Source organism: Bacillus cereus group sp. Sample62, assembly GCF_036851315.1.
Taxonomy (GTDB): Bacteria; Bacillota; Bacilli; order Bacillales; family Bacillaceae_G; genus Bacillus_A; species Bacillus_A wiedmannii.
Genome location: NZ_JAFLPK010000001.1, coordinates 1,479,687 through 1,490,690 on the forward strand (window position 1 = coordinate 1,479,687; position 11,004 = coordinate 1,490,690).

Below are 11,004 nucleotides of genomic sequence, written 5' to 3' on the forward strand. Positions count from 1 at the left end.
CTATGTTGTTTAAGTAAGATGAAGCGAAAAGCCGTCAAGCGTATGCGGTTGCCAAGTCTTTCTAATGTAAGGTAAGATAAATTCGAGGTGAAAAAAAGAAATGGAACGATTACAAAAAGTGATTGCGCAAGCAGGTATTGCATCGAGAAGAAAGGCTGAGGAATTAATTCAGCAAGGAAAAGTAAAAGTGAATGGAAAAATAGTGAAGGAGTTAGGAACGAAAGTAACTCCTCAAGATAAAGTAGAAGTAAATAACATCCCTCTTGAAAAAGAAGAACCTGTTTATTTTTTACTATATAAACCAACTGGCGTAATTTCAAGTGTATCAGATGATAAAGGAAGAAGTGTTGTAACAGACTTTTTCCCTGAAATTAGACAACGTTTATTCCCAATCGGACGCTTAGATTATGACACGTCAGGTGTATTATTGATGACAAATGATGGGGAATTTGCAAATGTATTAATGCATCCGAGATATAAAGTTGAAAAAACGTATGTTGCAAAAATTAAAGGGCCATTAACAGGTGAGAAAATTCGCATGTTAGAACGAGGTGTTGCATTAGAAGATGGGAAAACAGCACCAGCACAAGTGAAAATTATTTCTTGGGACAAGCGTAAAGAGACTGCAATTGTACAATTAACGATTCATGAAGGACGTAATCGTCAAGTACGCCGCATGTTTGAAGCGTTAGATTGTAAAGTAGTGAAACTAAAGCGTGAACGCTATGCCTTTTTAGAAGTGGGTAGCTTGCGACCTGGTGATGCGAGAGAATTGTCACCACATGAGGTGAAACAATTACGTGCATTGGCTTCTACAAAACCGCGCTAATCGATAGTGTGAAACTTTCACCAGTGGAATGCTCCGCTGGTGATTTATTAAAAAATACATATATTTATCACTCGTCGAAGAGAGGGGAGACAATATGAAAAAAAATCGCTTGTTATTTCGCGTTATTATTCTGCTCATTTTAAGCGGTGCTGTAGGATTTACACTTTATCAAGGATTTTTTGCTGATAAAGAGAAAATGCAAATTGGAAAAGAAGCACCTAACTTTGTTGTGACAGATTTAGAAGGAAAGAAAATTGAACTGAAAGATTTAAAGGGAAAAGGTGTATTTTTAAACTTTTGGGGCACTTGGTGTAAACCGTGTGAAAAAGAAATGCCTTATATGAACGAATTATATCCAAAGTATAAAGAAAAAGGCGTTGAAATTATTGCGTTAGATGCAGACGAAACAGATATTGCTGTTAAGAACTTTGTGAAACAATATGATTTGAAATTCCCAGTTGCTATTGATAAAGGAACAAAAATCATAGGCACATATGGGGTAGGACCATTACCGACAAGCTTTTTGATTGATAAAGATGGAATAGTAGTCGAACAAATTATAGGTGAACAAACGAAAGAACAGTTAGAAGGATATTTAAAGAAAATTACTCCGTAATAAAGAAAGCCTTTACATATGAGGTGCATCCTTATAGCGCCTCTGATTTAAAAATTCTGAGTATTGTGGTAACTTGAGGTTGGAATATACAATAGTACATATAGATATAGGGGCGGTGAGAGTGTTGAAAGAAATTAAGTGTGAATGTGGACATGTTAATCCAATAGGAACTGTTTTTTGTGAAGCATGTGGGAAACCATTTGAAGGCAATGAAAATATAAAACTATTGGATATGCGCTATGAGGGGAGTGCTCGGAGATCTCTCACACAAACAAAAACGATAGTCGATAAAATTTGGAGCTTTTTCTCTTCTGTAAAAGTGGGTGTATGGCTCATTGTAATCACTTTAGCTGCATCAGCGATAGGAACTATTTTTCCGCAAGAAATGTATATAACTCCAGGAATTGCACCAGCTGAATATTATAAGCAAGAATACGGATTTTTAGGGCAACTATACTATCAATTAGGATTTAATAATTTATACGGTTCATGGTGGTATATGATTTTAATTGCTTCAATTGGTATTTCACTTGTGATATGTAGCTTAGACCGTGTCATTCCACTTTATAAAGCTTTAAAGAAGCAAGGGGTGAAAAGACACCCTAGCTTTTTAAAGAGACAAAGATTATACGGCACTGGTACACCGCAAGATGGTGATTTGGAAAGAGTCCAAATGAATTTAAAGAAAACGAACTATAATGTGAAAGTGGAAGACGGTAACATTTTAGCTGAAAAGGGACGGTTTTCACGCTGGGGTCCATATGTGAATCATATTGGTCTCATTATCTTTTTATTCGGTGCAATGCTCCGTTTTTTACCGAGTATGTACGTAGACGAAGCGCTTTGGTTACGTGATGGTGAAACGAAAGAAATACCAGGAACGGATGGGCAATACTACTTAAAAAACGAGAAATTTATAAAGGAAGTGTATGATAAAAGCAAGGACAAGGAAGTTTTTGATGAAGCAATTGACCGTGTAGGTGATAAAATGATTGCGAAAAACTTCCAAACGAATGCTGTATTGTATAAAGCGGTCGGCGAAAATATAGCAGGACAAAAACCGAAATTAGAAAAAGTAAAAGAAGCGGAAATTCGAGTGAATGAACCGCTGAAATTTGATCAATTTGCTGTTTATCAAGTGGATTACAAAGAAAGTGAATTTAAAAGCATGTCATTCCATTTGCAAAACAAAGAAAATAATCAAAAGTGGGGACCGATTAAAGTAGATTTAACGAATCCCACAGAAAAATTCGATTTAGGAAATGGTTATTCTTTAGAACTATTAAGCTATTTTCCAGATTTTTATTTTGACGAGAATGGAAGACCAAATACGAAAACGAAATTACCAAACAACCCTGCATTTGTGTTTAAAATGTTTACGCCTGAAACACCAGATGGTGAAGTGAGTTTTGTTGGTATTCAGCAAAATATAGAACCAGATGGGAATAACAAATATAAAATGTCCTTTGCAGGTGTTGAAATGCAAAATGCAACAGCACTTACTGTAAGGAAAGATTTAACGCTTTGGATTCTCGGTATCGGAGGATTTATATTTATGGTTGGTGTGATTCAAGGGATGTATTGGAATCATCGCCGTATTTGGATACAACGCGTTAATGATGAATGGTGGATTGCAGGACATACGAATAAAAATTGGTTCGGTTTAAAGAAAGATATTGAAAGAGTACTAGAAGGTACAGCAATTCCGCAGCCGAGTGATAAAGTAGTGGATAAAAAAATTAGTTAAGGTGGGGAAACGATATGGTGCAAATAAGTAGTAACTTTCTCTTTACCGCATTTATTTTATATTTAATTGCAACTCTATTTTTCGGGGGAGCAATTAAAGAAAAGGGTCATAAATGGGCAAATATAGGAATAACGATTACAATTTTAGGGTTTATTGCACAAACAGTATATTTTGTTACAAGATGGATTGCATCAGGACATGCACCAGTTAGTAACTTTTTTGAATTCGGTACATTTTTCGGCATGATGCTTGTCGGATCATTTATTGTCATGTATTTTATGTATCGCGTAAGTATAATCGGACTCTTTGCATTACCAGTTGCGCTTTTATTAATTGCCTATGCAAGTATGTTTCCGAGGGAAATATCTCCGCTTATTCCTTCTTTAAAAAGTAATTGGTTACATATTCACGTGACGACTGCAGCGGCAGGACAAGCAATTTTAGCAATTAGTTTTATTACGGGCGTTATGTATTTATTGAAAAATGTAGATCAATCAACGAGAAGTAAACGTACATTTTGGTTAGAAACGGTAGTGTTCACACTTGTTTGTACAGTTGGTTTTATTGGAGTGACAACGGTATTTTCTAGTATGAAATATGAAGCGAAGTTTCAATGGATTGATAAAAATGAACAACAAGTGGAAATGAAGTACAATCTTCCGGCTTTAGTAGGACCGCACGAAGGAAAGTTATTGACAGAAAATAAATTAGAACCGACAGTTGAAGTTCCAGCGATTGTAAATGCGAAAAAATTAAATACTGTTATTTGGTCAGTGTTAGTTGGGACATTACTTTATATTGTATTAAGACTTGTTTTACGCAAACGAGTATCGGCAGCACTTCAGCCGTTAGTAAAGAATACAAATAGTGATTTACTGGATGAAATCGGATATCGTTCTATTGCAATTGGATTCCCAGTTTTCACATTAGGTGCATTAATTTTCGCCATGATTTGGGCTCAAATAGCGTGGACGCGTTTTTGGGGTTGGGATCCAAAAGAGGTTTGGGCGCTTATTACTTGGCTCTTTTATGCGGCGGTATTACATTTACGCTTATCAAAAGGGTGGCACGGAGAGAAGTCAGCGTGGTTAGCGGTAATTGGTTTTGCAATCATTATGTTTAACTTTATTGTAGTAAACTTAATTATCGCGGGTTTACATTCATACGCATAGAGAAATAAAATAGGAGAGTGAATGTCACTTTCCTATTTTATTTTTGTCAATTTTTCTTCTTTTTTGAGAAAAACATGACAAAGTAGCGATTGATTTTGTAAAATGATGTCGAGGACATTATATACTGTTCAAAAAAAATACATAGTTTTGGAAAAAAATTGAACAAACTTTATTATTCTTGTGAAGCATAATATGGGAAGTGAAACATTTAGAAGATTGCTTAAATAAACGAGAATAGCGCAACATATTAGTGTAGAAGGGTAGGTGTAAACCGTTGTGGTAAAAGTACGCAACGGGTAGAAATGGAAAATGAATCAAGAATTTTAATTGTAGACGATGAGGATCGTATTCGTCGTTTGTTGAAAATGTATTTAGAAAGAGAACAATACACAATTGAAGAAGCGGACAATGGTGATACAGCTTTAGAAATGGCACTGCAAAATGATTACGATTTGATCCTACTAGATCTTATGATGCCTGGTAAAGATGGTATTGAAGTGTGTAAAGGGGTACGTGAGAAGAAAGCGACGCCAATTATTATGTTGACGGCAAAAGGTGAAGAAGTAAACCGAGTACAAGGGTTTGAGGTAGGAACTGATGATTATATTGTGAAACCATTTAGCCCGCGTGAAGTAGTACTTCGTGTGAAAGCGGTCTTACGCCGTTCTGTACCAACAACGTTCTTTACACAAGATACAACGACAAAAGATGTTACTGTGTTCCCTCATTTAACAATTGATAATGATGCACACCGTGTTACAGCAGATGGTAATGAAGTAAACTTAACACCGAAAGAGTACGAATTACTATTATTCTTAGCGAAAGCGCCTGATAAGGTATTTGATCGTGAGCAATTGTTAAAAGAAGTATGGCAATATGAATTCTTCGGAGATTTACGTACAGTTGATACGCATGTAAAGCGTTTACGTGAGAAGTTAAGCAAAAAATCACCAGATGCTGCGAAGATGATTGTTACCGTTTGGGGCGTAGGTTACAAGTTTGAGGTTGTGAACGACTGATGCTTTGGAGAAGTGTAGTAGGGAAGTTATGGATGACCATATTACTTCTCGTTTCGTTTGTGCTTGGATTTGTTGCGATTTTGCTTTCACAGTTTTTTAGAACATATTACGTTGATATGAGTGAAGCTAGGCTTCAAAAAGTTGCAACAAGTGTTTCAGAGTTAATTGAAGAAGGTGCCGATGTAAAAACGATTGAGAATATCGCGTACAAATTCTCTGATCCCCTTTCAAGGATCATTATTGTAGAAGATGGTAAAGAAATATCTTCTTCGCCGAAACAAGAAGGGTTAGTCACTCTTACAATGGATGATTTGAAAGAAGATAAAGAATTAGCGGCTGTTTTTACAGACAAAAAAGAAATTAAGAATAACATTAGAAAAGCCTCTAATAGTAGAAAGAATAAAAACACTGAAAATGATATTATGATTGTCGGAAAACCAGTGCATTCAAAAAATCAAAGTGCAGTGTTCGTATACGAATCTTTACAAGTACCGATACAAGGTATGGAGAGAACGACTGATTTTATATTCTTATCAGCAGGGATTGCGATTATATTAACAACGTTCTTTGCATTCTTCTTATCTACTCGAATTACAGCACCACTCCGTAAAATGCGTGAGGTTGCTTTTGAGGTCGCGCGTGGGAAGTTTGATGCGAAAGCTCCTATGGTATCTCAGGATGAGATTGGTGAGCTTGCAACGGCCTTAAATCAAATGGGGAAACAGTTGAAGTTTAATATGAATGCCCTGCAGCAAGAAAAAGAACAGTTAGCTAGTATTTTAAGTAGTATGGCAGATGGGGTTATTACGTTAAATCAAGAAGGTGAAGTCGTTGTAATTAATCCGCCGGCTGAACATTTCTTACAAGTTTGGCAAGAGGAAAAGGAAGTAGAGCTCAGTAAAAAACTACCTTCTGAACTTGTTGAACTATTCCATCTCGTTGTAGAAAGTGAACAACAACAAGTGTTTGAAATTAATTTACAAAAAGGGAACTATGTAGTTCTTATGACGCCGCTTTACAACCAAACGAAAATTCGTGGTGCTGTAGCTGTATTACGTGATATGACGGAAGAACGTCGTCTTGAGAAGATGCGTCAAGACTTTATTGCAAACGTATCACATGAACTTCGTACACCGATGGTAATGCTTCAAGGGTATAGTGAAGCGATTTTAGATGATATTGTGCAAACGAAAGAAGAAATTAATGAGTTTGTTCAAATCATTTATGATGAATCCGTTCGTTTAGGTAAACTTGTAAATGAACTATTAGATTTAGCGCGTATGGAAAGTGGTAATGTAGAGTTACATATAGGTGAAGTTGATATTCATCCTTTCGTTGAAAAAATAGGTCGTAAATTCCAAGGAATTGCAAAGGATAAAGAAGTCGCATTAACGGTTGATTTCCAGAATCCAATTGAACAATACCCGTTTGATGCAGATCGTATGGAACAAGTATTGACGAATTTAATTGATAACGCAATTCGTCATACGAATGCAGGCGGACATGTAACGCTTGTAATTGATACGAAAAATAATGGTCTTACTTTTGAAGTACAAGATTCGGGCGCTGGTATTCCAGAAGAAGATATTCCATTTTTATTTGATCGTTTCTACAAAGCTGATAAAGCGAGAACACGTGGAAAAAAAGGTGGAACAGGGCTCGGGCTTGCGATTGCAAAAAATATTGTGCAAGGCCATGATGGTAAAATTGCTGTTTCAAGTGTTGTTGGAGAGGGAACTACATTCTCTGTATATTTACCGAATCGTATAATTTAGATATACGTTTTTAAAGTTGATAATGAATAAAGTTCTACTGTTTTTTATTTTTTTGTAAAATCAATTAAATAAATAGCAGTAGAACTTTTTTTCTATCTTAGTCGAATGAAGAATAGTAAGAGGGGTGTCGTGAAGCGATGAAATTATACACGAAAACAGGAGATAAAGGGACAACAAGTGTAATAGGTGGCAGAGTGGATAAAGATAATATCCGAGTTGAAGCATATGGCACGATAGATGAGGCAAATTCTCATATTGGATATGCAATGACTAAGCTACAAGGCGGATCTTTTGGAGATATTTACAATGAACTTGAAAATATTCAACATGAACTATTTGATTGCGGGGGAGACTTGGCGATAGTAGAGGGGAAAATTCCTTATAAAGTAACGGTTGAAATGGTTGAAAGCTTAGAAAGAATGATTGATTCGTATATAGAAGAAGCACCGCCGTTAGAGCGTTTTATTTTACCAGGTGGAAGCGAAGCAGCAGCTGCTATTCATATTGCACGTACAGTTGTAAGGCGAGCAGAACGATGTGTAGTGTCCTTGCAAAAAGAAGGGGAAATAAATGAAGTTGTTCTAAAGTATGTAAATAGATTATCTGATTATTTGTTTGCGGTAGCTAGAGTAATAAATGCTCGATTACAAGTAAAAGATGTGGAGTATAATCGCAGTGCAATCGTTTTTCGTGATAAAAAAGAGAAGGAAGTGGAGTGATTCACTTTCTTTTTTTTGTATACTTTTTTCTGTAATATACCAAAATAGAGAAGGTATGGTGTTAATTAGAAAACGGAGGATGTATATGAAAGTGTTAAAATGTGGCGTCATGTTATTGACGGTATTGTTTTTATCCCAATTACATGTGTACGCAGAGGGAAATCAATGGACATGGCCTGTTGAAGGGCAGATAAGTGATTATTTTGGGACAAGGCATGGAAAACACTACGGTATAGATATAGCGGCACCGATTGGCACGCCTGTGGCAGCTATTCAAGAAGGTAAGGTAACAAAGTCTTATTATTCAAGTAGTTATGGAAACGTTGTATTTATTAAACATGGAGAATATGAGGCCGTGTATGCACATTTAAATAAGAGATATGTAGTTCAAGGGGATTATATTTCAAAAGGAGAAATAATTGGAGAAGTAGGAAATACAGGAGAATCGAGAGGTGCACACTTACATTTAGAAGTTCATCAAGGAAGATGGACGATGGCGAAAAAGAATGCGATGAATCCATTACTTGTTCTAAATGAACAGAGAAATGAAGTTGTTTCCTCATCCTTATATGTCGTCCAAAAAGGGGACACTTTAGTTAGTATTGCACGGAAATTTAGTATGTCAGTTAAGGAAGTTAAAGATAAAAATGGACTGCAGCAAGATCGGATTTATCCGAATCAGCAATTATACGTAAAATAAAAAAAGAGCTAGTTAAACTAGCTCTTTTTTTACCAAAAAATAAAGACACATATAAATCCAGAAATAGCTAAGTAGCTATATAAGTAAAATACTTTCGTTCTTGTTTTTTCGTTCGTTCGAAATAGTACAATAGTTGGTTCAATTAAACCGATTGTCAAACAAAGTAAACCAAGAAGCATACAACCGATTGAAATGGAGTACAGGGCGATTTGTGGTGCTTGAAATGGAATCATCCATTTTAATAAAAATGCAATAAGTGCGGTGTAGCAAATGCTGCCGATGTATTTATTCAACGGTGCATTAGAACGGAAACCTGGAAGTTTTTTTAAGAAAGAGCGGGAAACAACTTCAGTTTGTAAAGATGTGTGCTCTTCAATTATTTTTTGAGCTTCTTTTCCTTTTTGGAAAAGGGATAATATCCAGTTTCGCTCACCTTGAAAAATAAATTGAGAAGTTGTCAAATAATGATCCACCTTCACTTTATTCCAACTCTTCCACGGGTGACGCTCACACAGTTTTAATTTACTCTCTGTTTTTTTATCATACTGATAAATACTGATGCCATCTTCATCGAAAGCAGCATAGTATGTCTCGCTTGAGAATGTGCCTAAATCAATTGGACAGTAGAAAAGTAATTCTTTTTTTAAGTAAAAGTATTCTTTTCTTAAGTTTTTTTTCATTGCTTCTCGAATAGAGTGTCTCTTTTCTTTTTTCATGACATTTCCTCCATAATCCAGAAAATGTTCTTATCTTAACAATTCAACATCTTATCACTTTTCATTATATATGACTAGGGGATTCGTAGGGGAAATGCCGAATACTAAAAAATCTGGGGTGTATTGTAAAATATAGTGATCGGTTTTAATTATATAAAATTAATAACTTATTTATAATAAGTTACACTTTTTTTGTTCACAATACGATTATGTTGTTGTATAATAAAGTGGAAAATAGAATATCGGTCTATCTTCGGGGCAGGGTGAAAATCCCGACCGGCGGTGATGAACTATATGTGATTTTGTTCTAAGCCCGCGAGCCGTTAAGGCAGGATTTGGTGTGATTCCAAAGCCGACAGTATAGTCTGGATGGGAGAAGATGGAGGTTCAAGCGTTCAAAAAAGATATGAATTTGAACGTCTGTTTGATGTGCCTTAAATTCTCCCTTTGTGTAAAACACAAAGGGTTTTTTCGTTCTATGAAAAAGTAGGCATAGCAGAACCTTTCCACTTTCCATGAGATGATCGATGGAAAAGGAGAGAGAAAGATGAAACAAAAAAACAGTGTAGTGCAGATGGTGAGTGTAGCGATGCTAAGTAGTATTGCATATTTACTGATGATGTTGGATTTCCCGTTTCCAGGGCTTCCGCCATTTTTAAAAATTGATTTTAGTGATGTACCAGCTCTAATTGCAGCAATTATTTTCGGGCCAGTTGCAGGGATAATTGTAGAGGCGATAAAGAATATTTTACATTACGGAATTCAAGGGAGTTTAACGGGAGTGCCAGTTGGAGAAATTGCTAACTTTATTGCAGGATGTTTATTTATTGGACCGGCAGCTTTCTTATTTAGAAAGTATCGTACTGTTAAGAGTTTAACGACAGGATTAATGCTAGGGACAATTACAATGGCGCTCATTATGAGTGTATTAAATTACATCATTATATTCCCAGCTTACACTTGGTTTTTAAATTCACCAGCTATGTCTAGCGAGGCTATAAGAACAACGGTTGTAACGGCAATCTTACCATTTAATTTGATTAAAGGAATTGTTGTGACAATTGTATTTATAGCGTTATTCTCACGCCTGAAAGTATGGGTGTTTGCAAAAATGAAAAATGCATAAAATATAAAATAAAACCATTAGTAGTATGGAACTACTAGTGGTTTTTTATTAAGTGGAATGAAAATAGAAAACAAAAAATATCCCTCATATTAATGAGGGATATTTTTTGAAGTTAATAAAAGACTATTCGAATTTTAAAGAGTCGCCATCAAATGATTCATCAGCAACTTTAATTGAGTCAGTTGGACAACCTTCGAATGCATCCATCATATCTTCAATTAATACATCTGGAATTTCAACGATACCTTGGTTATCGTCTAACGTTACAAATGCAATACCTTCATCATCATAATCATAAATGTCTGGTGCAGCAGCGCCGCAAGCACCACATGCGATACAAGTATCTTTATCAACGATTGTATATTTTGCCATCTTTTTTCCCTCCTGATAATATGTATGTGAAAAGCTCGCCATAAAAATTATAACCTTATTGTAAAACGGTTTTTAAAACTTTTCAACATAAAATTATAATGATAATCCTTATCAATTAGGGTGTCAACTAATTTTTGCATTATGTCATAAGATTTTCAAAATACGTAAATGTTATTTCGTTTGGTACAATATACTATATACAAGTACATAATG

The 11,004-nt window shown here is 35.5% G+C and carries 11 protein-coding genes and 1 riboswitch; of the genes, 9 read left to right on the forward strand and 2 right to left on the reverse strand.

Annotated features, from left to right (window positions below; translation table 11 throughout):
* Positions 1-100 precede the first annotated feature (100 nt).
* The 8 genes from rluB to J0835_RS07535 all read left to right on the forward strand — a co-directional run bounded on the left by rluB (position 101) and on the right by J0835_RS07535 (position 8,577).
* Positions 101-829, forward strand: a complete 729-nt coding sequence (gene rluB, locus J0835_RS07500) for a 23S rRNA pseudouridine(2605) synthase RluB (protein ID WP_000440552.1) — start codon at positions 101-103, stop codon at positions 827-829.
* 94 nt (positions 830-923) lie between these two features.
* Positions 924-1,445 (forward strand): thiol-disulfide oxidoreductase ResA, encoded by a 522-nt coding sequence (gene resA / locus J0835_RS07505; protein ID WP_000742204.1) that lies wholly within the window; start codon positions 924-926, stop codon positions 1,443-1,445.
* A gap of 121 nt (positions 1,446-1,566) precedes the next feature.
* Positions 1,567-3,192: a cytochrome c biogenesis protein ResB gene (resB, locus tag J0835_RS07510; RefSeq protein WP_087979967.1), complete on the forward strand. Its 1,626-nt coding sequence runs from the start codon at positions 1,567-1,569 to the stop codon at positions 3,190-3,192.
* Between the two features lie 14 nt (positions 3,193-3,206).
* Positions 3,207-4,364 carry a cytochrome c biogenesis protein ResC gene (gene resC, locus J0835_RS07515; protein WP_087979968.1) on the forward strand — a complete coding sequence of 386 codons (1,158 nt, stop codon included), beginning with the start codon at positions 3,207-3,209 and terminating at the stop codon, positions 4,362-4,364.
* Positions 4,365-4,666: 302 nt separating this feature from the next.
* Entirely contained in the window at positions 4,667-5,383 is a 717-nt protein-coding gene (resD, locus tag J0835_RS07520; RefSeq protein ID WP_000426862.1) for a DNA-binding response regulator ResD, read from the forward strand.
* The gene (gene resE, locus J0835_RS07525) at positions 5,383-7,158 is read left to right on the forward strand and encodes a sensor histidine kinase ResE (RefSeq protein ID WP_087979969.1); all 1,776 of its coding nucleotides are present in this window, start codon (positions 5,383-5,385) and stop codon (positions 7,156-7,158) included. The genes resD and resE overlap by 1 nt, the downstream gene beginning before the upstream one ends.
* A 137-nt stretch (positions 7,159-7,295) precedes the next feature.
* The gene (locus tag J0835_RS07530; RefSeq protein ID WP_087979970.1) at positions 7,296-7,877 is read left to right on the forward strand and encodes a cob(I)yrinic acid a,c-diamide adenosyltransferase; all 582 of its coding nucleotides are present in this window, start codon (positions 7,296-7,298) and stop codon (positions 7,875-7,877) included.
* Between the two features lie 85 nt (positions 7,878-7,962).
* Positions 7,963-8,577: a peptidoglycan DD-metalloendopeptidase family protein gene (locus tag J0835_RS07535; RefSeq protein WP_000866129.1), complete on the forward strand. Its 615-nt coding sequence runs from the start codon at positions 7,963-7,965 to the stop codon at positions 8,575-8,577.
* Positions 8,578-8,606: 29 nt separating this feature from the next.
* On the opposite strand, the gene J0835_RS07540 is transcribed toward J0835_RS07535, so the two are convergent.
* Entirely contained in the window at positions 8,607-9,293 is a 687-nt protein-coding gene (locus J0835_RS07540) for a hypothetical protein (protein ID WP_000711800.1), read from the reverse strand.
* Between the two features lie 245 nt (positions 9,294-9,538).
* A riboswitch (FMN riboswitch) is annotated at positions 9,539-9,678 on the forward strand.
* Between the two features lie 162 nt (positions 9,679-9,840).
* Here J0835_RS07540 and J0835_RS07545 point away from each other — a divergent pair.
* A complete protein-coding gene (locus J0835_RS07545; protein ID WP_087979971.1) occupies positions 9,841-10,419 on the forward strand; it encodes an ECF transporter S component in 579 nt (192 codons plus the stop codon).
* A 123-nt stretch (positions 10,420-10,542) separates the two neighbouring features.
* Here J0835_RS07545 and J0835_RS07550 read toward each other — a convergent pair whose 3' ends face one another.
* Positions 10,543-10,791, reverse strand: a complete 249-nt coding sequence (locus J0835_RS07550; RefSeq protein WP_001151994.1) for a ferredoxin — start codon at positions 10,789-10,791, stop codon at positions 10,543-10,545.
* Between the last annotated feature and the right edge of the window lie 213 nt (positions 10,792-11,004).